Genomic DNA, 24,902 nt, shown 5'->3' with positions numbered 1-24,902 from the left:
CGCCGTCAGGATGGACGCCAGCGGCCGTTCATCTCACCGGGCCGCGGCGGCGGGCCCGGCAGATCCGGACCTTTCGCCGACAACCCCTCGATGAGCAGCGCGAGGTACCGGTGGCGCAGCTGCGACGTCCGCTCCTCGTCGTCGACGCGGATGGCGGCGCAGCATTCGAGGATCATGCCGATGTCTTCGGCGACGGCGTCCGGGCGCAGGCGCCCGGTTTCGCGCGCCCGCTCGACCAGTTGCTCCGTCAGCTCGCCGGCGCGGCGCGCGTCCCGGCCCATCTCGGGGGTCGGGGTGAACGTGCCGGCGAGGTGGACGGTCAGGGAGTGCACGTCGGCTTCGACGACCCGGTCGAGGAACCCGGTCAGGGCCGCCCAGCCGTCCGGCTCCTCGGCGGCGAGTTCGGCCTCGCCGATGTAGAGGAGAAGGCCGTCGTGGCAGATGTGGCGGAGCAGGACCTCCTTGCTCGGGTACCGGCGGTAGAGGGCGCTGATCCCGACGCCGGCGCGCTCGGCGACCTGCGAGATCGGCGCCTTCGGATCCCCGAGGAAGACGTGGCGGGCGGCGTCGAGGATGAGGACGTTGTTGCGGGCGGCCTGGCCGCGGCGGCCGGGCAGGGCGGTCTCGGTCTCACTCATCCGCCGAGATTAACACTGGAACGGATCGTTCCGGTCTGCTACAGTTCGGAACGAAGCATTCCGTTCCACCTTGAAGGAGCAAGTCATGACGGTCCCCGCCCTCCGCCCGTTCCGCGTCGAGATCCCGCAGGCCGCCCTCGTGGACCTGGAAAACCGCCTGCGCGGGGCGCTGTGGCCGGACGAGCTGCCCGCCGAGTACGGCGTCACGAACGAGCGGGTCCGCGCGCTGGCCGAGTACTGGCTGGAGAAGTTCGACTGGCGGGCGTTCGAGGCGCGGCTCAACGCGTACCCGCAGTTCGTGACGGAGATCGACGGCGAGTCCATCCACTTCCTGCACGTCCGCTCCTCGCGGGAGGACGCGACGCCGCTGGTGCTCACGCACGGCTGGCCGGGCTCGATCGTGGAGTACCTGGACGTGATCGGCCCGCTGACCGAGCCGGCGTCCGCGGCTGAGCCGGCGTTCCACCTGGTCATCCCATCCGTGCCGGGCTTCGGTTTCTCGGGCCCGACCAGCTCGGCGGGCTGGGACACGTACCGCACGGCGGCGGCGTGGGCCGAGCTGATGAGCCGGCTGGGCTACGAGAAGTACGGCGCGGTGGGCAACGACGGCGGGTCGATGATCTCGCCGGAGATCGGCCGGCTGGCCCCGGAGAAGGTCGTCGGCGTGCACGTCACGCAGCTGTTCTCGTTCCCGTCCGGCGACCCGGCCGAGATGGCGGACCTGAGCGAAGCCGACCAGGCGGCGCTCGCGCACCTGCAGTGGTTCTACGAGAACATGTTCTCCTTCAACACGCTGCACAGCCAGCAGCCGCACACGCTGGCCTTCGCGCTCGCGGACTCGCCGCTGGCCCTGCTGGCGTGGAACGCCCAGCTGTTCGGCGAGCACCTGGATCCGGAGTTCGTGCTGGCGAACGTGGCGCTGTACTGGCTGACCCGCACCGGCGGCTCGTCGATCCGCTTCTACTACGAGAACGCGCACACGACGTCCCACCCGGAGGGCCCGACGACGGTCCCGACGGCCCTGGCGATGTTCGCGGGCGACTTCCAGTCGATCCGCCGGTTCGCCGAACGCGACCACGCGAACATCGTCAGCTGGAACAGCTACGACGTGACGGCGAGCTCGGGCGGCCCCCGCGACGCGGCGGGCCACTACGCGGCGCACGAAGCCACGGACGTGCTGGTGGCGGACATCCGCCAGTTCTTCGCGGGCCTGAACCGCGGCACTTCGTGGCCGATCCTGGCGGCGGCGCACGAAGCGCTGCGGTCGGCGATCGCGGGCGTGACGGACTGGTCGGCCCCGACGCCGTGCGCGGAGTGGAACGTCACCCAGGTCCTCCAGCACGCGGCGGGCGACCAGCTGGGCTACGCGGCACAGATCACGGGCACGGGCGGCCCGGACTTCAACCCGTTCGCCCCGTCGGGCACCCTCCCGGCCCCGGCGGCGGAGTACCTCGAGCCGACCCTGGCCGCCGCCTCGGCGGCCTTCGCCACGATCTCCCCCGAGGCGGAGGCGGTCCCGACGCCCTTGCCGCAGGGAGCCCTCCCGGCCCCGGTGGCGGTCGGCGCGGCCGCACTGGACGCGGCGGTCCACGCCTGGGACATCGCCCGGGCGGCGGGCCAGGAGTCTCCCCTGACGCCGGAGCTGGCCGCCCAGCTGCTCCCGGTGGCCCAAGAGCTGGCAGAACCCCTGCGCGGCTTCGCCTACGCGCCGGCCCTGGAGCCGTCAGCCGGCGACGACGCGGTGGCCACGCTGCTCCGCTACCTGGGCCGCAACCCCGAGTGGACCGCCTGAGCCGGGCGCGTGGAAGTGCCGGGAGCCGCAACTGCGGCGCCCGGCACTCCGCCACATCCCCAACGACTCCAACCTCTCCAGCCCCCACCGGCCTCCGCCGACCAGGGCCGCTCCAAGCCCTTTCTCGCCCCCGGCCAGTCCAGCCCGCTCCAGACCTCCAGGCCCCAGCCGAACCCGGGATCGTTCGCCGCGATCACTTCCGCCGACCGCGGGGCCACCCGCTCACCATCCGCCGGCTCACGCCCCACCAGACACCCCAACCGCCCCTCCCGGCACACCCACCGGCCTCCAGGTACGCGAGCCGACGGAGCCGCACCGCGAGCCACGTCACAAACGGCCCTCAATCCGCCTCTCACCTGCGGTCCTGACTGTCCGCACAGGCCGAGGAACCCACATTCGGCGCCTGCCGCACACCCGTCGCCCCTGGGTACGGTGACCGCATGATGCGGAAGGCCGTGGCCGTGCGGCGGGAGGAGATCGTGCGGGCCGCCCTTGCGCAGATCCGCTCGCGGGGCATCTCCGGCGTGCGGGCCGCCGACGTCGCGCACGCGCTCGATGTCAGCACCGCGCTGATCTTCTACCACTTCGGGACCCTCGAAACCCTCGTCATCGAAGCCTTCCGGCAGGCCGCCGAACACGAACTGGCCAAGCTGAACGACGAGCTCGCCAAAGGCGGCCCCGCCGACAACCGGCTCCGCGCCGTCCTCGCCCTTTACGCGCCGACGAAACACGACAACTGGCCGCTGTGGATCGAAGCCGGCGCCGCCGCCGTGCGGGATGACGCCCTGCGGGCCGTGCTGCAACGCCTCGACCTGCGGTGGCGGGATGCCGTTGTCGCCCTGATCGCCGAGGGTGTCGGGGCCGGGGTCTTCCGGTGCCCCGATCCGCACGGCGCCGCGTGGCGGCTCACCGCGCTGCTCGACGGGCTCGCCGTCCAGGTCGTCGCCCGGCAGGGGACCGTCACCGCGGGGGACTGCGAGCGGTGGGTCGAGCAGGCGATGGCTTACGAGCTCGGGTGTTGACCGGGGGATCAGGAGGGGCGATGACCGAAACAGCCTTGCTCGAAGTGGCGTGGACCGATCCCGTCACCGGGTGCCGCGGGTACCTGGTGATCGACCGGCTCGTGCGCGGGGTGGCCAGCGGGGGCCTGCGGATGCGCCGCGGCTGCTCGCTGTTCGAGGTCCGCGGCCTGGCCCGGGGCATGACGCTCAAAGAAGGCCTCAACTACGACCCCGACGGCCGGTACATCCCGCTCGGCGGCGCCAAGGGCGGCATCGACTTCGACCCCTACGACGACCGCGCGCGCGACGTCGTCGCCCGGTACCTGCACGCCATGCGGCCGCTCATCGAGCAGTACTGGTCCATGGGCGAGGACCTGGGCCTGCGGCAGGACGTCATCGACGGCGTCATCGCCGAAATCGGCCTGACCAGCCCGGTGCAGGCGATCTACCCGCTGCTCGAAGACCGCGACGCCGCGACCGCCCGGCTCGCGGAGGCCTTCCGGATCGAGGTCGGCGGCCTCGGGCTCGACGAGCTGGTCGGCGGCCTCGGCGTGGCGCAGGCCACGCTCACCGGGCTCGAAATGCTCGGCCTGGAAAACGAGGACAACCGCGTCGTGCTGCAGGGCTTCGGCGCGATGGGCGGCGCCACCGCCCGCTTCCTCGCCGACGCCGGCCTGCGCGTCGTCGGCGTCTCGGACGTCCGCGGGGTGGTCGCCAACCCGGACGGGCTCGACGTCGAAAACCTCCTGCGGCACCGCGACCGCTTCGGCGGCATCGACCGCGACAACCTCAAGCCCGGCGACGAACTCCTGCCACCGGAAGCCTGGCTCGACGTACCGGCCGAGGTGCTGGTGCCGGCCGCGATCTCCTACTGCGTCGACGCCGACAACCAGGCCAAGATCGGCGCCAAGCTGATCGTCGAGGCGGCGAACCTGCCGGTCACGCCGGACGCCGAGGAGCTCCTCGACGCCCGGGGCATCCGCGTGGTGCCGGACTTCGTCGCCAACTCGGCGACCAACTCCTGGTGGTGGTGGACGCTCTTCGGCGACATCGGCGCGGACGCCGAGGAAGCCTTCGGCAAGGTCCGCACCCGGATGCGCGCCCTGGTGACCACCATGTTCGAGGTCGCCACCCTCGACGGCCTCAGTCTCCGCGACGCCGCGCTGCAGCTGTCGGAGAAGAACCTCGAAGCGATCCAGGCCAGGTTCGGCTGAGGACCCGGGGGAACGAATCCGGCCCCGAGATAGTTGAGCGTTGTATGAAACTTGGCATCTACAGCTTCGGCGACCGGGCGCCGGACCCGCGCACCGGCGAGCAGCCCTCCGTCGCGCAGACGCTGGCCGACACGCTCGAGCGGATCAAGCTCGCCGACGAGCTGGGCCTCGGCTTCTACGGCCTCGGCGAGCACCACCTCGACCAGTACGCGATCTCGAACCCGGGCACCGTGCTGGCCGCCGCCGCGAGCGTCACGAACCAGATCACCCTCAGCTCCGCCGTCACCGTGCTGAGCACCGAGGACCCGGTCCGCCTCTACCAGCAGTTCACCACGCTCGACCAGCTCAGTCAGGGCCGCGCCGAGCTGCTCGCCGGGCGCGGGTCGTTCACCGAGTCGTTCCCGCTGTTCGGCAACGACCTCGGCGACTACGACGAGCTCTTCGAGGAGAAGCTCGCCCTGCTCCTGCGCATCGACCGCGAAGACCCGCTGACCTGGTCCGGCAAGTTCCGGCCGCCGCTGGAGAACGCGCGGATCCTCCCCCGGCCGTACGGCGAGCACCTTCGCATCTCGGTCGGCACCGGCGGCAACCCCGAGTCGTCGATCCGCGCCGGGCTGCTCGGCCTGCCCGTGGTGTACGCGGTGATCGGCGGACAGCCCGAGCGCTTCGCCCCGCTGGTCGACCTCTACCGCCGGGCCGGGGAAGCGGGAGAACAGCAGGACCTGCACGTCACCATGGGCGCGATCGGCTTCATCGCCGAGAAGTCCCAGGACGCCAAGGAAACCTTCTACCCGTACTGGCTCGAGACGATGAAGTACGGCGCCCGCGCCCGCGGCTGGGCGATCCCGAGCCGCGCCGAGTACGACGAGTACACCCGTGACGCGAACGCCTTGTTCGTCGGCAGCCCGCAGGAGATCGCCGAACGCCTGATCGCGGTCGGCAAGCTCACCGGCGCGGACCGGTACGCCATGCAGATGGACTGGTCCGGCGTCCCGCAGGCCGAGGTCATGCGCGCCATCGAGCTCCTCGGCACCGAGGTGCTTCCCTTGGTGGAAAAGGAGTTCTAGACGTCGTTCGCGGCGATGTAGCCGAACGTCATCGCCGGGCCGATGGTCGACCCCGCGCCGGCGTAGCTGTGGCCCATCACCGCCGCGCTCGCGTTGCCGGCCGCGTACAGGCCGCGGATCACCGAGCCGTCCGGGCGCAGCACGCGCGCCCGGGCATCCGTGCGCATGCCGCCCTTCGTGCCGAGGTCGCCGGGGACCAGCCGCAGCGCGTAGTACGGCGCCGCCCTCAGCGGCGCGAGGCACGAGTTCGGCGACACCGCCGGATCCGTGTAGTAGTGGTCGTACGCGCTCGCGCCGCGGCGGAAGTCGCTGTCGACGCCGGAGCGGGCGAACCCGTTGAAGCGATCCACAGTGGACTTCAGCGCGGCGGACGGCACGCCGATCTGCGTGGCGAGCCCCTGGACCGTCGACGCCTTGAAGACCGCGCCCGCGGCGTACCAGGCGTCCGGGAACGGCAGCAGTGGCGCGATGTCGCGGAACAGGTACCGGTTGCGGTAGTTCTGGTCGACGATCAGCCACGCCGGGATGTCCGGCGCCGACGGGTTCTTGTCGTACATGGTGTGCACGACGTCGCTGTAGGGCGCGGCCTCGTTGACGAACCGCTGCCCGGCCTGGTTCACGATCAGCCCCCCGGGCAGGGTCCGTTCGGCCAGGCAGAAGTACGGGTCTCCCGGCGTCGGGATGGCCGGGCCCCACCAGGCGTCGTCCATCAGGTCGAGGGCGGCGCCGGCGCGCTGCCCGGCGCGGTGGCCGTCGCCGGTGTTCTCCTTCGCGCCGACGGTCCAGTCGGTGCCGATCGGCTGCCGCTGGTACTGCGCGCGCATCGCCGCGTTGTGCTCGAACCCGCCCGAGCCGACGATCACGCCGCGGCGCGCCCGCACCAGCCCGTTCGGCGTCAGCACGCCGGTCACCGCACCGTTTTCGACGTTCAGGTCGACGAGCGGGGTGTTCAGCAGCACCGGGACGCCGGCTCGCTGCAGGCCCACGCGCAGGCCGGCGGCGAGCGACTGCCCCATGGTGAGCGGCTTCTGCCCGGCCAGCGCGGCGGCCGTGCCGCGGGCCAGGCATTCGGCGGCGACCGCGGCGCCCTTGGCGTTCACCAGGGCGAGGTTCAGCCACTTGTAGTCGGCGCTGAAGACGACGAGCCCGGCCGGCGTGGCGAGGTAGGGCGGGTTCAGGTTCGCCAGCTCGGCGCCGAGCAGGTTCCCGTCGAACTGGTCCGGCTCGATCGACCGGCCGTTCGGCAGCCCGCCCGGCAGCTCCGGGTAGTAGTCGCTGTAGCCCTCCATGAACCGGAACCGCAGCGGGCTGTTGGCCAGCACGAAGGAGATCATCGCCGGGCCGTTGCGCAGGAACGCCTCCTGCCGCGCGGCGGGGACATCCGGCCCGACGACGGCGGCGAGGTACTGCGCGGCCTTCGCGGGCGTGTCCGGCACGCCGGCGGCGAGCAGCACCGGGTTGTTGGGGATCCAGATGCCGGCACCGGACCGGGCCGCGGACCCGCCGAAGGTCGGCGCCTTCTCGAGCACCACGACGCTCAGCCCGCGCTTGGCCGCGGTGAGCGCCGCCGTCATGCCGGCCGCTCCGGAGCCGACCACGACGACGTCGTACTCGGCCGTTGCCGCGGCGGCGGGGGCCGCGAGCCCGGCGGTCACGGCGAGGCCCACGCCCGCGGCGCTGCCGCGGAGGAGCTGACGGCGGGTCAGGTCGGCATCCATGGCGACTCCTCGCTCGCGAGAACGGCGAAGGTCATGCTCTACGGTCACACCCCAAAACTGGAACAGGTTCTACCCGAGTGGAGCAGTCGCGATCCGGATCGCTCGGCCGGCGGCGTTAACGGGAACCGGCATTCGGCGCAGGGCACGACGAGCCACCGCAGTCCGAACACCGGGAACCGCCCGGACGGCCCCACTCCCCACAACCTCCCTTGTGGACACCGCGGCCACAAGTTGACGCTACCCTCATCTTGTGGCTAAGTTGAGGACATACTCAACTTGAGGAGGCTCTCTTGCCGAAAGTGCTCGCCGTCCTGGGCGTCGGTCCCGGGCTCGGCCTGTCGATCGCCCGCCGCTTCGGCCGCGAAGGCTTCACCACGGCGCTGGTTTCCCGCACCGGCACGCGGCACGCCGGCTACCGCGCGTCGCTGGCCGGGATCGAGGCCCCCACCTACACGGCCGATGTGACCGACGAAGCCCAGCTCCGCGACGTGCTCGTCCGGATCACCGCCGACGCGGGCGAGATCGACACGGTGTACTTCGGGCCGGCCGACGCCACGGCCGGCCCGGGCATCACCCCGCTCACCGAAGCCGGCGCCGGCACGCTGCGCGCGACGTTCGATTCCGTGGTGCGCCCGGCGGCGCAGCTCGTCGAAGCCGTGCTGCCGGGCCTGCTCGAACGCGGCTCGGGCTCGCTGCTGTTCGCCGGCGGCCTGAGCGGCAAGTACCCGATGCCGATGCTCGGCAGCCTCGCCCCGGCGTCGGCGGCGCTGCGGATGTATGTGCTCACCCTGCACGCGGCCCTGCGGGAGAAGGGCGTCCACGCCGGGCTCCTGACCATCGGCGGCCTCATCGAGCGCGGCGACATCCACCGCGTGTTCACCGCGCAGGATCACGGTTTCACCGTGGGCACGCTCGATCCGGACGACATCGCCGAGAAGGCGTGGCAGCTCTACACCGAGCGAGAGGCCGAAGCGGAGTTCAACGCGATGGTGGCGGTCTAGGCGAGGTAGCCGAGTTCCGGGTGCGCGGCGGTGTAGGCGTCGAGCAACCGCCGGGCGACCGGCACCGAGCCGACCAGCGGGTGCAGCGCGAACGCCCGCAGCGCCGCGGCCCGCGAACCCGTCGTCGCCGCTTCGAGCACCGCCCGCTCGACGGCCTTGACCGTCGTCACCAGGCCCAGTGCGTGGTCCGCCAGTGGGGCGGTGGCGAGCGGGCGGGCGCCGTCGGCGTCGACCGCGCACGGGACCTCGACGACCGCGTCACCCGGCACGCCCGGAAGCGTGGAACCGTTGCGGACGTTGAGGATCAGCGTCGTGCGCTCGCCGTGCGCGAGGGCACGCAGCAAGGCCAGTGCGACCTTCTCGTAGCCGCCGCCTTCGAGGTCGTCACGCTCCCCTTCACGCGTCTCGGCCATGTACGTCGCTTCGCGTTCCAGGCGCGTGCGTTCCCACGACGCCAGCGAGGGTTCCGCGTAGAAATCCCGTTGCTGCTCCATGAGAACCGCTCCGCGCGACTCCGAACCGGCGGCCGCGCGGGCGAAGTAGTAATAGTGCAGGTACTCGTTGGGGATCGCGCCGAGCGTGCGCAGCCAGTCCGCGCCGAAGAGCTTGCCCTCCTCGAACGACTCGCACGCCGCGGTGTCGGCGAGCAGCCGCGGCAGGACGTCCTCGCCGCCGACGCGGACCGAGCGCAGCCAGCCGAGGTGGTTGAGCCCGGCGTAGCCGAACTTCGCGGCCGCCGCGTCGATCCCGAGGGCGCGGGCGACGCGGCGGCACAGCCCGACCGGGGAGTCGCAGATGCCGATCACCCGGCCGCCGAGGTGCGCGGCCATCGCCTCGGTGACCATCCCGGCCGGGTTGGTGAAGTTGATGACCCACGCGCGTGGCGCCAGCTCGCCGATCAGCCGCGCGAGGGCGACCGCCACCGGGACCGTCCGCAGCCCGTAGGCGATCCCGCCCGCGCCGACGGTTTCCTGGCCCAGCACGCCTTCGGCCTGGGCGATCTGCTCGTCCAGCCGCCGGCCGCGCAGGCCGCCGACGCGGATGGCCGAGAACACGAAGTCCACATCGGACACCGCGGCGGCCAGGTCGGTGGTGGTGCGCACCCGTGGCGCGTTCGCCGCGCCGCCGGCCTGCTCGGCCAGGACCCGCTCGATCGCCGCGAGCCGCCCGGCGTCGACGTCGTGCAGGACGAGCTCGGTGACGTCGCCGCCGTCCAGCAGTGCCCCGTGCACCAGCGGCACGCGGAACCCGCCGCCGCCGAGGATCGCGAGCCTCATCGCTCGATTGAGTGACAGCCGTGCCGCATTCCGTGACCCTAGCAGCCGGAGACGCTCGATCCGTGGCCGAAGAAGCCCAGCTCTTGCGGATCTCGCGCGGCTGACGCAGGCTCGGGCCGAGAAGTCGCGTGATCTCCATGGAGGCGCCCGTGCCGGCTGAGCCCACCCCCGAAATCGATGTCTTCCTGTCCGGCCTGCTGTTCTTCGACCTGGTCTTCACCGGGCTGGAGCACCCGCCGGCGCCGGGCACCGAGGTGTGGACGGGTGGCATGGGTTCGGGCCCCGGCGGGATCGCGAACTTCGCCGTCGCGCTGAGCCGGCTCGGCCTGCGGACGTCGCTGGCGGCGGCGTTCGGCACCGACGTCTACGGGCGCTACTGCTGGGACGTGCTGGCCCGGCAGGAGCACATCGACCTCTCGCGGTCGCGGCGGTTCCCCGAGTGGCACTCGCCGGTGACGGTCTCGCTGGCCTACGCGGGCGACCGCGCGATGGTCACCCACGGCCACCCGCCGCCCGTCCCGGTCGCCGAGCTCGCCGGTTCGCCGCCCGCGAGCCGCGCGACGGTGGCGCACATCGGCCTCGACACGGCCGAGTGGGTCCACACCGCACACCAGTCGGGCAGCCTGGTGTTCGCCGACGTCGGCTGGGACCCGTCCGAGGCCTGGTCGCCGGCGCTGCTGGAGCAGCTGGCGTGCTGCCACGCGTTCCTGCCGAACGAGATCGAGGCGATGCGCTACACCCGCACGGACACGCCCGAAGCGGCGTTGGCCCGGCTGGCGGAGCTGGTCCCGATCGCGGTGATCACCCGCGGCGGCGAGGGCGTCCTGGCGGTGGACGGGACGACCGGCGAAACGGCGGCAGTCCCGGCCCTCCCGGTGGACGTGCTCGACGCCACGGGTGCGGGCGACGTGTTCGGCGCCGGGTTCGTGGCCGCGACGCTGACGGGCTGGCCGCTGGTGGAGCGCCTCCGGTTCGCGTGCCTGACGGCGAGCCTGTCGGTCCAGCACTTCGGCGGCGCGCTGGCGGCCCCGGGCTGGCACGAGATCGCCCAGTGGCACGCGCGCACCCGCAGCCCGGAGTACGCGTTCCTGGACGACGTGCTGCCGTCGGAGACGGTGGCCGGGATCCGCCGCGGCCCGGTGACCCTCGGCTTCGGCGACGACAGCTGGCGCTGACCGGGGACGGGCAGGTCCCCGGTCAGCGCCGGTCTCAGCCCACGGACACCCGCAGGATCTTGTTGTGGCTGTTGTGCGGCGTGCTGTCCTTGTCGCCGTCCACGCTGGTGGCCAGCCACATCTGCCCGTCCGGAGCGGGCTCGACCGTGCGGAGCCTGCCGTACGTGCCGTTGAAGAAGGTCTGGAAGTTCGTCAGCGAGCTGCCGCTGATCACCGCGCGGTAGAGCCGCTGCCCCTTCTGGCACGCCACGTACAGCGCGTCACGGATGATCGTGATGCCGCTGCACGAGCCCTGCCCCACCGGGTACGTCTTCTTCGGCGCGATGAACCCGTCGCACGAACCCGACGTCCCCTCGCAGGAGGGCCAACCGTAGTTGCCGCCCTTCACGATCAGGTTCGTCTCGTCCATGATGCTGTTGCCGAACTCCTGCTCCCACAGCCGGCCCTGGGAGTCGAACGCCAGGCCCTGGACGTTCCGGTGGCCGTAGCTCCACACCGCGTTGTGGAACGGGTTGTCGGCCGGGATCGAGCCGTCCGGGTTGATCCGCAGCACCTTCCCGTTGAGGCTGCTCGTGTTCGGGGCGTTGCTGCTGTTCTGCGCGTCACCCGTGCCCGCGAACAGGTACTTCCCGTCCGGGCTGAACCGCAGCCGGCCGCCGTTGTGGAACTTGTTGCGCGCGATGCCGGTCAGCAGGACCTGCTCGGTGCTCGTGGTCAGCGAGTCGGCGGCCGGGTCGTACTTGATCCGCACGATCCGGTTGTCGCTGCCCGAGGTGTGCATGATGTAGAGCCAGTGGTCGGCGGCGTACGACACCGGGTTGATCTCCAGCCCGGTCAGGCCGCCTTCGCCGTCGGTGCTCTGCACGTTCGGCACGGTGCCGATGGTCTTCTTCGCGCCGGTCTTCGGGTTCAGGTGCACGATGTCGTGCGCGTCGCGCTGGTTGTAGAGGATGGTGCCGTCCGGCAGCGTCACCAGACCCCACACGACGTCGTCGTCCGTGCCGACTTGGGTGGCGCCGCAGACCCCCTGCGACGGCGAGCAGGTCGACCCGCCGGTGGTGGTGACGTCCAGGGCCGGCGTGCTCGGGTCGCTGAGGTTGCCGTTGGCGTCGAAGGCCCGGACCTGCAGGTGGTACGTCGTGTTCGGGGTCAGCCCGCCGAGCGTGGTGCTCGCCGTGTCGGACGTCCCGATCTGCGTGGTGCCGTCGTAGATCCGGTAGCCGGTGACGCCTACTTCGTCGGTCGACGCCGTCCACGCCAGGCCGATCGACGTGCTGTTCACCGCGGTGGTGTGCACGTCCGTCGGCGCGGACGGCGGCGTGTGGTCGTCCGACGGCGGCGTCTTGACCTGCAGTGTCCCGCTGGCCTGCGAGACGTTCCCGGCCGCGTCGCGCGCGTTCACGTAGAAGCCGTAGCTGACGTTCGGGCCGAGATTGCCGCAGGTCGCCGTCAGCGCGCCGGTCGTGCTCGCGCAGAGCTGGCCGTCGCGGTAGACGTCGTAGCCGGTGACGCCGGTGTTGTCGGTCGCCGCGGTCCACTCGATCGTGGCGCTGGTCGGAGTGACCCCGACGAGCGTCGGTGTGCCGGGCGCTGACGGCGGCTGGACGTCGCCGCCCGAGCCGTAGACGCCGAACTCCTGCAGCGAATAGCCCTTCGACGAGTCCGTGCGGCAGCGTTTCGTGCCGTACATCCGGACGTACCGGCCGGTGCCGTCGAGGGCGGTCAGGTCCTCGACGCCACCCTTGCCCGCGTCCGTCGAGTAGATCTTCGTCCAGGTGACGTGGTCGGCGGACGTGTCGATTTCGTAGGCGGTGGCGCAGGAAGCGTCCCACTGCAGCCGGACGCGGCTGACGTGCACGGTCGCGCCGAGGTCGACGTAAATCCACTGTGGATCGACGCCGGCCGCGCTGGCCCAGCGGGTCGAGCTGTCGCCGTCGACCGCGTTCGGCGCCGGGCAGCAGCCGCCCGACGACGACGCCGTGACCGGCTTTCCTTGGGAGAGCAAGGGGTCCGCGGCCGCCGCCGGGGTGATCGTCGCGGCGACGAGCGCGAGCGCGATCGCCCCCGCCCGAATCAGTCGACTCATACCGTCCTCCATGGCTGATGACGACGGCGGAGTTCGATCCGACCCTACGAGCGTGCCGGTCCGATGGTCAACTGGCGTCCCGGTCAACGGGCAGGACCCGCCCGAGGAAACCCCGGATGTAGCCGGCGATGGCGTCCAGGTGCGTTTCGAGGGCGAAATGGCCGGAATCGAGCAGGTGGATCTCGGCGTCGGGCAGGTCGCGGGCGTAGGCGCGGGCACCGGCGGCGACGAAGATCTCGTCGTTGCCGCCCCAAACGGCGAGCAGCGGCACCCGGCTCGTCCGGAAGTACTCGTGGAACTTCGGGTACAGGGCGATGTTGTGGTGGTAGTCGGCGAGCAGCGCCTGCTGGATCGCCGCGGCGCCAGGCCGGTCCAGCAGCGCCTGGTCGTGGATCCAGACGTCCGGGCTGACCAGCGACGGATCGGGCACGCCGTCGAGGTACTGCGCCTTGGTGGCTTCGAGGGTGACCATGCCGCGCAGGTCGGCTTCGGTCAGCGTGCCGGCGGCCAGCTTCTGGGGCAGCCCGGCGCCGAGGCCTTCGACGTAGGCGTTGCCGTTCTGCGTGACGATCGCGGTCACCCGACCGGGGTTCGCGGCGGCGATGCGCAGGCCGATCGGCGCACCGAAGTCCTGGATGTAGAGCGCGAAGCGGCCGAGGCCGAGCTGGTCGAGCAGGCCGAGGGTGAGTTCGGCGAGCGCGTCGAAGGTGTAGGTGAACTCGCTGGTGGAGGGCGCGTCGGAGGCACCGGCGCCGAGGTGGTCCGGCGCGACGACGTGGTAGCGGTCGGCCAGTGCCGGGATGAGGTGCCGGAACATGTGCGAGCTCGTCGGGAAGCCGTGGAGCAGCACGATCGTGGGGGCGTCGGCGGGGCCGGCCTCCCGGTAGAACAGCCGGTGCCCGGCGACGGTGGCGTGGCGGTGGTGCACGGTGACCATGGCGTCGTCCTCTCTCATGTTTATTAGCTCATTTATCCATGAGACGGCGTAGGCTGTCAACGGTCGGGGACACTCGGGGGGACGGACTTCGGGAGGCGAACATGGTCACGGCGGCACCGGGCGAGGACCGCGCACCGGCGTTGGCGCTGGTCAACAGCGGGCACGTCCGGGGAGACGACCTCGCGACGCCCGCTCTTGCCGCTTCGTGGCTGGCTGCGCACGGGCTGGGTGCGGCCGTCCCCGACGCGGCCGCGCTGAGCCGGTTGACCGGCTTGCGGTCCGCGGTCCGCGAGCTGCTGGCGGCGCTGGCGGAGGGCCGCACCCCGGCCCCGGCGGCCGTGGAGACGGTGAACGCGGCGGCCCGCGCGGACGGGGCGGCCCTTTCGCTGACCTGGGGTGACGGGCCGGTCCGCTCGTGGGCCGGCGCCCGGCCGGGCAGCCTCGACGCGGCGGTGGCGGCGTTGGCGCGGGACGCGATCGAGGTGGTCAGCGGCGAGCTGGGGCCGCTGGTGCGCCCGTGCGAGGCGCACGGCTGCGTCAGGTACTACGTCCGCGAGCACGCCCGCCGCCGCTGGTGCTCGACAACCTGCGGCGACCGGGTGCGCGCGGCCCGCCACCAGCGGCTGGTGGTCGAGCAGCGCGACGGGACCCGCTGAGCCCCCGGCGGGTCTTCGGCGGGTGGTCGCCGCAGGCTGACGGGTCGCGCTAGTCGACCAAGGCTCCGCAGCTGATGTTGACCGTCGCCGCCGTCATCGAGGCTGCCCGGTCCGAGGCCACGAAGGCCGCCACCGCGCCCACGTCGGCCAGCGTGGCCGCGCGGCCCAGCATCGTCTTGCCCGCGATGTTCTCCTCGATGGCCTGGCGGCCCGCGAAATCCGCCGGGATGGTCTCCGGGATGCCGCCCGTCCGGAGCGTCACCGTGCGGATCCCGTGCGGGCCCAGCTCGGCGGCGAGCTGGCGGCGCATCGCCTCGAGCGCGTGGAACGCCACCTGCAGCCCGCCGACCGAAAATTCGCGGACCGGCTCCCCCGCGCCCCCGAAGAACAGGATCACCCCCGACCGCTGCCCGATCATGTGCCGGGCCGCCGCGCGGGCGGTCAGGAACTGGGTGCGCACGGCCGTCACCACCGGGCGTTCGTAGTCCGCGAGCGCCATGTCCACCAGCGGCGTGCCCTGGACGTCGCCGTGGCCGATCAGGTTGAACGAGACGTCGATGGTGCCGACGGCCGCGGCGTGCTCGTCGACCGCGCGCTCGTCGAGGGCGTCGACCTCCGCGGTCTCGGCCCAGCCGCCGGCCGCGCGGATGCGGCCGGCCACCTCGTCCAGCCGCGCGCGGGTCCGGCCGGCGAGGAACACCCGCGCGCCTTCCCCGGCGAACGCGGTGGCGACGGCCGTGCCGATCCGCCCCGCGGCGCCGTAGACGATCGCGTTCTTGCCGGTGAGCAGCGTCATGAAGGGCCTCCTGAATGTTCGGTTGCCCGTGCGTCGAACGGCCGGCCCCGGATTCGACACTCAGGGCCGCGGCACGCCCACCGGGTTCGGCACGGTGACCAGCCCGGCGTCGACCACCGCCCGGCTCAGCGGCACCGCCAGCTCGAGCACCCGTCCGACGTCGGCACCCAAGGCCTCGACCGGCGCGGCCGCCAGCCGGTCCGTGTCCGCTTCGATCCCGCGGCGCAGGTCGCGGCCGGCTTCGGTCAGGACGCCGTCGGAATCGAGGATTCCGCGGGCCCGCAGCCGGTCCACCGCCGCGTCCCACTGCGCGTCCGACCAGCCGCGGTGGGGCTGGATGTCCGCGCGGGCGATCACTCCGTCACCGATGTGGGTGAGGGTGGTCTCGAGCCCGCCCAGTCCGGCGTGGACCGCGGCGAGGACGTGGCCGTCGCCGCGGTGCTCGCGCAGGATCGTCGCCGCCAGCCACAGCCGGGAGAGGGGGTCCGCCGGCTTCGGCACCGCCGCCCACGCCGCCGCGAGCGGGCGCCCGCCGAACTCGCACGCGTCGACCGCCCGCCAGAGCAGCGAGCTCAGCTCCGCGACGTCGTCCGCGACCGAGCCCAACGCCGACGCAACCGCCGCCATCCGCGAGCCGACGACGGCGCCGGGCGAGGCGAACGACCACGCATCGGGCAACGCCCGGGCCACCATGGCCGGCGCGAAGCCGAACAGCATCGCCGTCGCCGGTCCGGGCCCGATCGGCCCCAGCGGCGCCAGCCGCCCGGCGAAGTAGCCCATCCAGTAGCCCCGAAGGCCGGCCACCTTCGCCGCTTCGGCGGTCTGGGGCGCGAAGTAGACGACGGCGTGCAGTGGTTCCACGGCCGCCCAGAGGCGTCGAGCTGTCACGGGCCCTCCTCACGGGGTCAGCCGGCGCAGATCGCGCGGGATCAGCGTGACCGCCCGGACGTCCGCGGCGCCGAGCAGCCGCGCGGTCCAGCGTTCCAGACCGATGGAGAACCCGCCGGGCACGGGGTTGTGCACAAGCTGACCGACCTGTGGACAGCTCACCCCCTCGGGCGGCGATCGGCGGGTTTGCCGGTGGGGGCCGATAGAATGGACCTGGGGACGCCCCCTGGGAGCGGCGGGGCAGGTCTGGGCGGGGTGCAGGTCCGGTCGACAGCCTGCCGCGCACGCCGGTGAGCCACCTGAACGGGCCCTCCGACTTTGCCGGAGCCCTGCCCGCAGCTGGCCCTCACTCTCAGCCCCAAGCCACCGGCAATTCCCGAACCCCGTAAACCAGCGTGTTGTGCTCGTACTCCAGCTCCTCCTGCGGCACAGCCAGCCGCAGATCGGGCACCCGCCGGAGCAACCCCGTCAACGCCTCCTGCAGCTCCACCCGCGCCAACTGCTGACCCACGCACTGGTGCGCCCCGAACCCGAAAGCCACGTGCGTCCGAGGCGACTCCCGGTCGAAGTCCAGCTTGTCCGCGGCCGGGAACACGTCGTCGTCGCGGTTCGCCGAATTCAACGCGGCCACCAGCCATTCCCCCGCCCGGACCGACCGCGAGCCGACCTGGACGTCCGTCGTCGCGTACCGCAGCACACCCCACTGGACCACCGAGAGGTACCGGAGCAGTTCCTCCACCGCCCGCTCCGGCGCGCCGAGCACCGCCTCCCGCGCGCCGGGGTGTTCCAGCAACACCAGCGTGCTCAACGCGATCATGTTGGCCGTCGTCTCGTGGCCGGCCACCAGGAGGCTCAGGCCGAGCACGACCAGCTCCTCCATCGTCAGCGGGTCGTCCGCGCCACCGGAAATCAGTCTGCTGAAGAGATCGTCCTGCGGATTCCGCTGCTTCTCGGTGAACAACTCCGCCAGGTAATCGGAAAGTTCGTGGTACGCCTGCTCGCCGTCCTCGCGCGTCGCGTCCGTGCTGACCATCGTGGCGCTCTGCCGCTGGAAGTGTGACCGGTCGGCGTACGGGATGCCGAGCAGCTCGCAGATCACCAGCGACGGGATCGGCAACGCGAAGTCCTGCACCAGATCGGCCGGCGCCCCGTGCGCGAGCATCGCGTCCAGATGGCTGTCCACCAGCGAGCGCACGTACCCGCGCAGCGCCTTCATGCGCCGTACGGTGAATTCCGCGATCACCTTCTTCCGCAGCCGCGAATGCGCCGCGCCGTCGAGCTGGATGATCGAACCCGGGCTGACTTCCTCGTCGAGGTCGGCGTTCGGGTTCACGTGCACCGAAGACGCGCCGCGTGAGCTCAGCGTGCGGTCGGCGAGCACCGCGCGGACGTCGGCGTAGCGCGTCACCAGCCACGCGTCCATGCCCGCCGGACACCGCACCTTCGACGTGGGTGCGGTTTCCCGCAGGGCGGCGTAGCTGCCGGGCGGGTCGAACGGGCAGCCGGCCGGCCGGGTCGTCGGGAGGGCCGGGGTTTCGGGAGCGGCCGTCACGGCGGATCACCTCTCTCTTCCGGTGGTTCCAACACTTCCACCATGGAGAGAACGGCGGCCGCCGTGGGGCCGCCGCCGCACTTGCGACCCGGATGGCCTAGCGAGCGCCGTACGCGCCGCCGTTCACGTGCACCACCTGGCCGGTGAGGTGCGCGGCTTCCGGCGCGGCCAGGAACCGCACGGTGTCCGCGATTTCTTCCGGACGGCCGGCCCGTTTGTTGAACGCCAGGGAAATCCGCGGCTCCAGCCATTCGTCGGTCAGCGTGCCGTGGAAGAACTCCGTGTCGAGGACGACGCCCGGCGCGACGACGTTGGCCGTTCCGCCGGCACCCAGCTGCCGCGCGAGATCGGTGTTCCACGCCTCGATGGCCGCCTTCGCCGCGCCGTACGAGCCTGAACCCTGCTTCGCCGCGATGGAGCCGAGCGTCACGACACGCACGTTGTCCGCGAAGCGCGGCTTCAGCGCCGCGGTGACGAGCACGGCGGAAAGCACGTTGGCTTCGAAGTTCGCCTGCCACGCGTCGGCGAGGCCCTTCAGGTCGCCGGCCGCCGGCGCTTCCCGGACCCGGTCGGTGTTGCCGCCGGCGTTGTTGACCAGGACATCCACCCGCGAAGGCAGGTCCGCCAGCGCGGCCTGCACCGCCGCCGGGTCGCTCGCGTCGAAGGCCACGGCCCGCGCGCCGATCTCTTCCGCCGCCGCTTCGAGGACGTCCTTGCGCCGCCCGGTGACGGTCACCCGCTCGCCCGCCGCCGCGAACCGGGCGGCGATCGCCAGCCCGATGCCGGTGCCGCCCCCGGTGACCACGATTTCCCGCTGTTCGCTCATGCCGCCATCTTCGCCGAGGAAACCGCTTCCCCACCGGATTTTCCCGCCGAGCGGGACACGAAACCCCATTAGTTAGGAAACTTTACGAATAGGTCTTGACGGCGACCGGAAGCCCGGCGACCCTGGACGCACGCCGCAGTCATCGTCCGCCCAGCCCTCGGAGGCAGCATGACCCGGCGCGCGCTCGTGCTCGTCGTGACCCTGTTCCTCGCCCTGGCCGCCGCCCTCTCCGGCGCCGCCACCGCGAGCGCGGCCACCACGCAGCCGACCTTCCTCACCTTCTACGGCTGGTGGGACAACACCCCGCCCGGCGGCGACATCGCCTACCCGCAGATCCACGGCACGGCCGGCGGCAAGGGCACCTACGCCGACCCGATCACCTTCGCCACCAGCAGCGACGAACTCAAGCCCGGCACCAAGGTCTGGGTGCCGCGGGTGAAGAAGTACTTCATCATGGAGGACGGCTGCGACGAGTGTTCCGACGACTGGAACGGCCACGGCCCGAACGGCGGCCCCGGCCTGCGCCACATCGACCTCTGGCTCGGCGGCAAGGGCGGCAGCGCCTTCGACGCGATCGACTGCGAAGACGCGCTGACGCACTACAACCCCGACAACACGCCGGTGATGGAACCGGTCGTCGTCGACCCGCCCTCGAACGAGCCCTACGACGCCACGCCGATCTTCAACACGAGCACCGGTGAATGCTGGGGCGGCGCGAAGCCGAACACGACAGTCGGCCAGTACAAGAACGATTCCACCGGCACCTGCCTGGCCGCCCCGAGCGGCGGCACCACGCTGAAGGTGGCCGCCTGCACCGGGACCGCCGAGCAGCGGTTCACCTTCCACGGCGCCTTCCTGGTGATCAACGACAAGTGCGCCGGCATCTCCGGCAGCTCGATCGTGCTGCAGACCTGCACGGGCGGCCCGGCCCAGCAGTGGTCGATCAACCCGGACGGCACCATCTCCGACATCCAGACGAGCAAGAAGTGCTTCCGCGCCTCGGGCACCACCCTCACCGCGGGCAGCTGCTCCGGCACGGCCGCCCGCTGGACGTTCACCGCGGCCGGCAACCCCTCGGGCCTCAGCGTGACGCCGTCGTCGGTGTCGGTCGCGCCGGGCGCTTCGGCGACGGCCACCGTGACCTCCACCGAAGCTGTCACGCTGTCGGCGAGCGGCGCGCCCGCGGGCGTGACCGTGTCCTTCTCCCCTGAATCGGTGCCCGCAGGCGGGAGCTCGACCGTCACGGTCGCTGCCGCCACCACCGCGTCCCCCGGCTCGGCGACGATCGCCATCGCCGGAGGGCCGAAGACCGTGTCGCTCGGGGTGACGGTGACCGGCGGGGGCGGCACGGAAACCCTGCTGTCACAAGGAAAAGCCGCGACGGCGTCCTCTACGGAATCGGCGTCGTACCCGGCGGGCGCGGCCTTCGACGGCAACCTGACCAGCACCCGCTGGGCGTCGAAGGAAGGGAGCAACGCGGAGTGGCTGCGCGTCGACCTCGGCGCGAGCAAGGCCGTCACGCACGTCAAGCTGACCTGGGAGGCCGCGTACGGCAAGGCGTACAGCATCCAGACCTCGGCCGACGGCACGACCTGGACGACGATCTACAGCACCACGACCGGCAACGGCGGCACGGACGACCTCACCGGTCTCTCGGGCACCGGCCGGTACGTGCGGATGAACGGCGTCACGCGTGGCACGTCGTACGGCTACTCGCTGTACGAGCTCCAGGTGTACGGGAGTTAGTTGCTGAACCGGCAACGAAGTTTGCCTTCTCGGGGACGTCGTCCGCATGCTCGGAGGACGTCCTTGAGGAGGAACCATGCCCCACGACCACCCGATGACCGTCGACGCGATGCTCAAGCAGGACTTCTGGGAGGCGCTGTACCAGCGTGACGAGCACCGGATCTGGAGCGGGAACGTCAACGTCAACCTGCGCACCGAGGTCGAAGGCCTGAAACCCGGGCACGCCCTCGACCTCGGCAGCGGCGAGGGCGGCGACGCGATCTGGCTCGCCAAGCAGGGCTGGACGGTCGACGGTGTCGACATCTCGACCACCGCGCTCGCCCGCGCGGAAGAAGCCGGCGCCGAGGCGGGCGTGACGGTGAACTGGCTGCACCGCAACATCCTCGAGTGGCGGCCGGAAGCGCGGTACGACCTGGTCTCGGCGCAGTACATGCACCTGCCGCCGGACCTCCGCCGCGATGTCTTCACGGCGGCCGCGGCGGCGATCCGGCCGGGCGGCTCGCTGCTGGTCGTCGGGCATTCGCCGAAGGCCATGCGGGAGTTCGACGGCCAGAAGCCACCGGAGGAGCTGTACTTCGAGCCGGAGGAGATCACCGGCTACCTCGGCGACCCGTGGCAGTGGGTGGTCGAAACCTGCGAGACGCGCGGCGAGGGCCACCACACCGACGCCGTCTACCGCGCGCGGCGGCTCGAAGCCTGACGCACCGAGGGCCCGCTCACTTCCCCCGACGGAAGTGAGCGGGCCCTCCACCCCAGGATCAGGCGAGCTCGAGGCCGTAGGCCTGCAGCTCGAGGGTGAGCGGGTAGAAGTAGCTGGTCACGGTGTCGCCGCCGGACAGCGTGCCGAGGCCCTTGGAGCCGTCGTACGCCGGGCCGCCGGAGTCGCCGTGGTCGGTGTGCGCGGTGGTGCCGAACTCGTGGTTGAGCACGCCGACGTCGAAGTTGACCGACTCGTCGACCGAGGTCACCTCACCGCTGCCGCCGCCGGTGGTCGAGCCCTGCTTCTGGATCTGCTCGCCGACGGTCGGGGTGGCCGCGCTGGTGATCCGCTGGCCGGTGTTGATCTCGCCCGGCCCGGTGCCGTTCGGGCGGGTCAGCAGGCCGGAGTCGGCGCCGGGGCAGTCGCTTTCGACGACCTGCGCGCCGGAGACGTCACCGCCGGACCAGGTGCCGCCGAGGTTGGTGCAGTGGCCCGCGGTGAGCAGGAACGGCGAGCCGCCGCGCGTCACGTTGAAGCCGAGCGAACAGCGGCCCTGGCTGTTCTGGATCGCGTCGCCGTCGGCGATGTAGAGCGACAGCTTGCCGGTGCGGTGCTCGACGCGGACGCTGTCGCCGTACTGCGCGGCGGCCGCGGAGACCTTGTCGGCGGTCTCCTTGCTCGCCGCGTCGTAGACCTTCACCACGACCTGGTTGGTCTTCGTGTCGATGCCCCACGCGGTCTGCGGCACGTTCTTCACCGCGTCCAGCTGGTTCTTGACGCCGGTCAGCGCGGCGAAGGTGTGCTTGACCTTCTTCGCGGTGAAGCCGGCGGCCTGCACCTGCTGCATCGCGGCGTCGTCGACGACGTTCACGACGGCCTTGCCGTTTTCGAGGTAAACACCGCCGGACGCGGCGCCGAGCGCGTTCGCCACCTGGGTGGCGCCGGTGATCGCGTGGGCCTGCAGTTCGGCGAAGGCCAGTGGGGACGCGGTGGCCGCCGAGGCGCAAACACCGCTGGTCAGCGCGGCGGCCGACAAGACGGCGAGTGCCTTGAGGGCGGTCTTCCGGGGAGTCATCAACTTCCTCCAGGGTTGCCGTTGAAGCCTGTGCCGACACTTTCGTTGCCAGGCAACCAACGCACCACCGACGAAGGTTGGTTAATAACCAAGGGAACCGGACATACCTCTCAGATCACCCCGAACGGCGTAACGCGTCTCCCCTTCCGGCCTACCCGCGGGGCCAGCGGACGTGGTCCTCGTACCCCGGGTTCTTCTTCAGGTACCCCGCGATGAACGGGCAGACCGGCACGATCGTCCGGCCGTGGGCGACGACGTCGTCGAGCGCGCCCGCCGCGAGCACCTTGCCGAGGCCCTGGCCGGCGAAGGCGTCGTCGATCTCGGTGTGGGTGAACACGGTGAGGTCGCCGCGCCGGTCGTACTGCGCGATGCCTGCCAGCTTCTCGCCCTGCCAGAGCTCGTAGCGGTCTTCGTCCGGGTTGTCGACCACCCGGTTTTCGTCGGTCATCTGTTCTCCTCTCGGGGACACCATCGTGCGACGGCCCGCCACCGCCTGCCGATCGGGCCCGGCCCGCCGCTGGGCCGGCCGGGGGACGCGGCCGTCCCGTTCGTGTGCTTCGCGGCTGTTCCCCTTGGCGGACACCGCGGCCGGCTGGTTGCCTCGCGGGGTGCCCGATCAGCCGTTCGTCCTCCCCGAGTTCTACCTGCCCTACCCGGCGCGCCTGAACCCGCACCTGGACCGGGCGCGCGCACACAGCAAGGCGTGGGCGCGCGAGCTCGACATGATCGACGTGCCGCAGCACGGCACGGTGATCTGGACCGAGCACGACCTCGACTCCCACGACTACGCGCTGCTGTGCGCCTACACCCACCCCGACGCCGGTGCCGACGAGCTCGACCTGATCACCGACTGGTACGTCTGGGTGTTCTACTTCGACGACCACTTCCTCGAACTGTACAAACGCACCGGCGACATCGAGAGCGCGCGGAGCTACCTCGACCGGCTCGAGCTGTTCATGCCCGCCGAGGGCGAAATCACCGCGACACCGGAGAACCCGGTCGAGCGCGGCCTCGCCGACCTGTGGAACCGGACGGTCCCGCAGCGGTCGGCCGGCTGGCGGCGCCGGTTCGCCGAGAGCACGAAGGCGCTGCTCGACGAATCGCTGTGGGAGCTGGCCAACATCAACGAAGGCCGGCTCGCCAACCCGATCGAGTACGTCGAGATGCGGCGCAAGGTCGGCGGCGCCCCGTGGTCGGCGAACCTGGTCGAGCACTCGGTGCACGCCGAAGTGCCCGACGCGATCGCCGCGTCCCGGCCGATGGAGGTCCTGCGCGACTGCTTCGCCGACAGCGTCCACCTGCGCAACGACCTGTTCTCCTACCAGCGCGAAGTGCAGGACGAGGGCGAGCTGTCCAACGGCGTGCTCGTGTTCGAGAAGTTCCTCGGGCTCGGCACGCAGCAGGCGGCCGACGCGGTCAACGACCTGATCACCTCCCGGCTGCACCAGTTCGAGCACACGGCGCTCACCGAGGTCCCCGCGCTGTTCGAAGACCACTGCGTCGACCCGGCCGCGCGCGCGGCGACGTTCGCCTACGTCAAGGGCCTGCAGGACTGGCAGGCCGGCGGGCACGAATGGCACCTGCGGTCCAGCCGGTACATGAACGAAGGCGCCCTGGCCGGCCGCGGCACTTCCGCGGCGCACATCTTCGCGTCGGTACTGGCCACCGCGCCGCAACGGCTGCGGGCGTACGGCTCGACACCGTTTTCCGCGGCCGGCGTGCCGCGGCCGTCGCTCGACCTGCCGTTGCCGCCGCGGCTCAGCCCGCACCTCGACCAGGCCCGCGCCCGCAACGTCGACTGGGCGCGGCGCACGGGCCTGCTCGACGGCGTGGTGTGGGACGAGCGGAAGCTGCGCGCCGCCGACCTGCCGCTGTGCGCGGCGGGCATCCACCCGGACGCGACGGCCGACACGCTCGACGTCACGAGCGACTGGCTGACCTGGCGCACCTACGCCGACGACCACTACCCGCTGGTCTTCGGCGCGACCCGCGACCTCGCGGGCGCGAAGGCGGCCAACTTCCGCCTGCCGGCGTTCATGCCCGCGGACGGCGCGCCGATGCCCACGCCGACGACACCGCTGGAAGCCGGCTTGGCCGACCTCTGGCCGCGCACCGCGGCGGAGAGCCGGCCCGCCGTGCGCCGGGCGGTCGAGACGATGACGTCGAGCTGGCTCTGGGAGCTGGCGAACCAGGCCCAGAACCGCATCCCGGACCCGATCGACTACGTCGAGATGCGGCGCCGGACGTTCGGTGCGGACCTCACGATGAGCCTCTCGCGCCGCCACGCGGTGCCGCCCGCGCTGCGGCGGACGCGTCCGGTGCAGACGCTCGAGCACGCGGCGACGGACGTGGTGTGCCTGCTCAACGACCTGTACTCCTACCGCAAGGAGATCCGGCACGAAGGCGAGCTGCACAACGCGGTGCTGGTGGTGCGGAACTTCCTGGACTGCACGGAGGAGCGCGCGGCCGAGGTGGTGACCGACCTGGTCCACGCCCGCCTGGCGGAGTTCGAGCACGCGGCGGCGACCGAGCTGCCCGCCCTGTACCGCGACGACGCCACCGAGCAGACGCTGCTCGGGTTCGTCCAGGAGCTGCGCGACTGGATGGCCGGGTTCGGGCACTGGCACGAGAACTCGGCCCGCTACACCGAGCCGGAGCTGGGCTACCACCCGATGCCGGTCCCGGTCTTCGGCGGTCCGACCGGCATCGGCACGTCGTCCCTGCGCATCTCGGCCCTGCTCCCGACGCCCTGAGTAC

The 24,902-nt window shown here is 71.8% G+C and carries 22 protein-coding genes; 10 read left to right on the top strand and 12 right to left on the bottom strand.

The window, feature by feature from the left end:
- Positions 1-5: 5 nt before the first annotated feature.
- Positions 6-638, bottom strand: coding sequence for a TetR/AcrR family transcriptional regulator (locus ACWED2_RS25840; protein WP_449693057.1), 633 nt, complete (start codon positions 636-638; stop codon positions 6-8).
- Positions 639-723: 85 nt separating this feature from the next.
- Here ACWED2_RS25840 and ACWED2_RS25835 point away from each other — a divergent pair, with 85 nt between their 5' ends.
- The 4 genes from ACWED2_RS25835 (at position 724) to ACWED2_RS25820 (ending at position 5,712) form a co-directional block, all read left to right on the top strand.
- A complete protein-coding gene (locus tag ACWED2_RS25835) occupies positions 724-2,430 on the top strand; it encodes a TIGR03086 family metal-binding protein (RefSeq protein WP_449693056.1) in 1,707 nt (568 codons plus the stop codon).
- A gap of 440 nt (positions 2,431-2,870) precedes the next feature.
- Entirely contained in the window at positions 2,871-3,452 is a 582-nt protein-coding gene (locus ACWED2_RS25830; RefSeq protein ID WP_449693055.1) for a TetR/AcrR family transcriptional regulator, read from the top strand.
- A 20-nt stretch (positions 3,453-3,472) separates the two neighbouring features.
- Positions 3,473-4,645 carry a Glu/Leu/Phe/Val dehydrogenase dimerization domain-containing protein gene (locus tag ACWED2_RS25825; protein ID WP_449693054.1) on the top strand — a complete coding sequence of 391 codons (1,173 nt, stop codon included), beginning with the start codon at positions 3,473-3,475 and terminating at the stop codon, positions 4,643-4,645.
- A gap of 44 nt (positions 4,646-4,689) precedes the next feature.
- Entirely contained in the window at positions 4,690-5,712 is a 1,023-nt protein-coding gene (locus ACWED2_RS25820; protein ID WP_449693053.1) for an LLM class flavin-dependent oxidoreductase, read from the top strand.
- Here ACWED2_RS25820 and kstD read toward each other — a convergent pair.
- Positions 5,709-7,430: a 3-oxosteroid 1-dehydrogenase gene (gene kstD, locus ACWED2_RS25815; RefSeq protein WP_449693052.1), complete on the bottom strand. Its 1,722-nt coding sequence runs from the start codon at positions 7,428-7,430 to the stop codon at positions 5,709-5,711. The genes ACWED2_RS25820 and kstD overlap by 4 nt on opposite strands.
- Positions 7,431-7,729: 299 nt before the next feature.
- Here kstD and ACWED2_RS25810 point away from each other — a divergent pair, with 299 nt between their 5' ends.
- Positions 7,730-8,431 carry an SDR family NAD(P)-dependent oxidoreductase gene (locus tag ACWED2_RS25810; RefSeq protein WP_449693110.1) on the top strand — a complete coding sequence of 234 codons (702 nt, stop codon included), beginning with the start codon at positions 7,730-7,732 and terminating at the stop codon, positions 8,429-8,431.
- Here the strand turns inward: ACWED2_RS25810 and ACWED2_RS25805 are convergent.
- The gene (locus ACWED2_RS25805) at positions 8,428-9,708 is read right to left on the bottom strand and encodes a 6-phospho-beta-glucosidase (protein ID WP_449693051.1); all 1,281 of its coding nucleotides are present in this window, start codon (positions 9,706-9,708) and stop codon (positions 8,428-8,430) included. The two genes, ACWED2_RS25810 and ACWED2_RS25805, sit on opposite strands and share 4 nt — an antisense overlap.
- A 149-nt stretch (positions 9,709-9,857) precedes the next feature.
- Between ACWED2_RS25805 and ACWED2_RS25800 the strand changes: the two genes are divergently transcribed.
- Positions 9,858-10,883, top strand: coding sequence for a carbohydrate kinase family protein (locus ACWED2_RS25800; protein ID WP_449693050.1), 1,026 nt, complete (start codon positions 9,858-9,860; stop codon positions 10,881-10,883).
- Between the two features lie 34 nt (positions 10,884-10,917).
- Here ACWED2_RS25800 and ACWED2_RS25795 read toward each other — a convergent pair whose 3' ends face one another.
- On the bottom strand, positions 10,918-12,969 hold the full coding sequence (locus ACWED2_RS25795; RefSeq protein ID WP_449693049.1) for a PQQ-dependent sugar dehydrogenase: 2,052 nt from the start codon (positions 12,967-12,969) through the stop codon (positions 10,918-10,920).
- A 67-nt stretch (positions 12,970-13,036) separates the two neighbouring features.
- Positions 13,037-13,906, bottom strand: a complete 870-nt coding sequence (locus ACWED2_RS25790; protein ID WP_449693109.1) for an alpha/beta fold hydrolase — start codon at positions 13,904-13,906, stop codon at positions 13,037-13,039.
- 101 nt (positions 13,907-14,007) lie between these two features.
- Between ACWED2_RS25790 and ACWED2_RS25785 the strand changes: the two genes are divergently transcribed.
- Positions 14,008-14,562 (top strand): CGNR zinc finger domain-containing protein, encoded by a 555-nt coding sequence (locus ACWED2_RS25785; protein ID WP_449693048.1) that lies wholly within the window; start codon positions 14,008-14,010, stop codon positions 14,560-14,562.
- 49 nt (positions 14,563-14,611) lie between these two features.
- On the opposite strand, the gene ACWED2_RS25780 is transcribed toward ACWED2_RS25785, so the two are convergent.
- The 5 genes from ACWED2_RS25780 to ACWED2_RS25760 form a co-directional block, all read right to left on the bottom strand.
- Entirely contained in the window at positions 14,612-15,358 is a 747-nt protein-coding gene (locus tag ACWED2_RS25780) for an SDR family NAD(P)-dependent oxidoreductase (protein WP_449693047.1), read from the bottom strand.
- A 60-nt stretch (positions 15,359-15,418) separates the two neighbouring features.
- The gene (locus ACWED2_RS25775) at positions 15,419-16,246 is read right to left on the bottom strand and encodes an SCO6745 family protein (protein ID WP_449693046.1); all 828 of its coding nucleotides are present in this window, start codon (positions 16,244-16,246) and stop codon (positions 15,419-15,421) included.
- Between the two features lie 9 nt (positions 16,247-16,255).
- Positions 16,256-16,381, bottom strand: a complete 126-nt coding sequence (locus tag ACWED2_RS25770; RefSeq protein ID WP_449693045.1) for a hypothetical protein — start codon at positions 16,379-16,381, stop codon at positions 16,256-16,258.
- Positions 16,382-16,598: 217 nt separating this feature from the next.
- Entirely contained in the window at positions 16,599-17,798 is a 1,200-nt protein-coding gene (locus ACWED2_RS25765; protein ID WP_449693044.1) for a cytochrome P450, read from the bottom strand.
- 97 nt (positions 17,799-17,895) lie between these two features.
- Positions 17,896-18,624 carry an SDR family oxidoreductase gene (locus ACWED2_RS25760; protein ID WP_449693043.1) on the bottom strand — a complete coding sequence of 243 codons (729 nt, stop codon included), beginning with the start codon at positions 18,622-18,624 and terminating at the stop codon, positions 17,896-17,898.
- A gap of 168 nt (positions 18,625-18,792) precedes the next feature.
- On the opposite strand from ACWED2_RS25760, the gene ACWED2_RS25755 reads away from it, so the two are divergent.
- On the top strand, positions 18,793-20,370 hold the full coding sequence (locus ACWED2_RS25755; RefSeq protein WP_449693042.1) for a discoidin domain-containing protein: 1,578 nt from the start codon (positions 18,793-18,795) through the stop codon (positions 20,368-20,370).
- A 76-nt stretch (positions 20,371-20,446) separates the two neighbouring features.
- The gene (locus tag ACWED2_RS25750; protein WP_449693041.1) at positions 20,447-21,070 is read left to right on the top strand and encodes an SAM-dependent methyltransferase; all 624 of its coding nucleotides are present in this window, start codon (positions 20,447-20,449) and stop codon (positions 21,068-21,070) included.
- A gap of 58 nt (positions 21,071-21,128) precedes the next feature.
- Here ACWED2_RS25750 and ACWED2_RS25745 read toward each other — a convergent pair whose 3' ends face one another.
- Both ACWED2_RS25745 and ACWED2_RS25740 read right to left on the bottom strand, forming a co-directional pair.
- Entirely contained in the window at positions 21,129-22,145 is a 1,017-nt protein-coding gene (locus ACWED2_RS25745; protein ID WP_449693040.1) for a S1 family peptidase, read from the bottom strand.
- Between the two features lie 151 nt (positions 22,146-22,296).
- The gene (locus ACWED2_RS25740; RefSeq protein ID WP_449693039.1) at positions 22,297-22,593 is read right to left on the bottom strand and encodes a GNAT family N-acetyltransferase; all 297 of its coding nucleotides are present in this window, start codon (positions 22,591-22,593) and stop codon (positions 22,297-22,299) included.
- A gap of 160 nt (positions 22,594-22,753) precedes the next feature.
- On the opposite strand from ACWED2_RS25740, the gene ACWED2_RS25735 reads away from it, so the two are divergent.
- The gene (locus tag ACWED2_RS25735) at positions 22,754-24,898 is read left to right on the top strand and encodes a terpene synthase family protein (RefSeq protein WP_449693038.1); all 2,145 of its coding nucleotides are present in this window, start codon (positions 22,754-22,756) and stop codon (positions 24,896-24,898) included.
- Positions 24,899-24,902 lie beyond the last annotated feature (4 nt).

This window comes from Amycolatopsis sp. NPDC005003 (assembly GCF_053600695.1).
Note: the sequence above shows the minus strand (reverse complement) of the source record. Positions and strands in the feature narration are given on the sequence as shown.

What these genes read in the sequence shown, in the direction of transcription:
- ACWED2_RS25840 (WP_449693057.1), bottom strand. Translation starts at nt 638, where the DNA reads ATGAGTGAGACCGAGACCGCCCTGCCCGGCCGCCGCGGCCAGGCCGCC.
- ACWED2_RS25835 (WP_449693056.1), top strand. Translation starts at nt 724, where the DNA reads ATGACGGTCCCCGCCCTCCGCCCGTTCCGCGTCGAGATCCCGCAGGCC.
- ACWED2_RS25830 (WP_449693055.1), top strand. Translation starts at nt 2,871, where the DNA reads ATGATGCGGAAGGCCGTGGCCGTGCGGCGGGAGGAGATCGTGCGGGCC.
- ACWED2_RS25825 (WP_449693054.1), top strand. Translation starts at nt 3,473, where the DNA reads ATGACCGAAACAGCCTTGCTCGAAGTGGCGTGGACCGATCCCGTCACC.
- ACWED2_RS25820 (WP_449693053.1), top strand. Translation starts at nt 4,690, where the DNA reads ATGAAACTTGGCATCTACAGCTTCGGCGACCGGGCGCCGGACCCGCGC.
- kstD (WP_449693052.1), bottom strand. Translation starts at nt 7,430, where the DNA reads ATGGATGCCGACCTGACCCGCCGTCAGCTCCTCCGCGGCAGCGCCGCG.
- ACWED2_RS25805 (WP_449693051.1), bottom strand. Translation starts at nt 9,708, where the DNA reads ATGAGGCTCGCGATCCTCGGCGGCGGCGGGTTCCGCGTGCCGCTGGTG.
- ACWED2_RS25795 (WP_449693049.1), bottom strand. Translation starts at nt 12,969, where the DNA reads ATGAGTCGACTGATTCGGGCGGGGGCGATCGCGCTCGCGCTCGTCGCC.
- ACWED2_RS25790 (WP_449693109.1), bottom strand. Translation starts at nt 13,906, where the DNA reads ATGGTCACCGTGCACCACCGCCACGCCACCGTCGCCGGGCACCGGCTG.
- ACWED2_RS25785 (WP_449693048.1), top strand. Translation starts at nt 14,008, where the DNA reads ATGGTCACGGCGGCACCGGGCGAGGACCGCGCACCGGCGTTGGCGCTG.
- ACWED2_RS25780 (WP_449693047.1), bottom strand. Translation starts at nt 15,358, where the DNA reads ATGACGCTGCTCACCGGCAAGAACGCGATCGTCTACGGCGCCGCGGGG.
- ACWED2_RS25760 (WP_449693043.1), bottom strand. Translation starts at nt 18,624, where the DNA reads ATGAGCGAACAGCGGGAAATCGTGGTCACCGGGGGCGGCACCGGCATC.
- ACWED2_RS25755 (WP_449693042.1), top strand. Translation starts at nt 18,793, where the DNA reads ATGACCCGGCGCGCGCTCGTGCTCGTCGTGACCCTGTTCCTCGCCCTG.
- ACWED2_RS25750 (WP_449693041.1), top strand. Translation starts at nt 20,447, where the DNA reads ATGCCCCACGACCACCCGATGACCGTCGACGCGATGCTCAAGCAGGAC.
- ACWED2_RS25745 (WP_449693040.1), bottom strand. Translation starts at nt 22,145, where the DNA reads ATGACTCCCCGGAAGACCGCCCTCAAGGCACTCGCCGTCTTGTCGGCC.
- ACWED2_RS25740 (WP_449693039.1), bottom strand. Translation starts at nt 22,593, where the DNA reads ATGACCGACGAAAACCGGGTGGTCGACAACCCGGACGAAGACCGCTAC.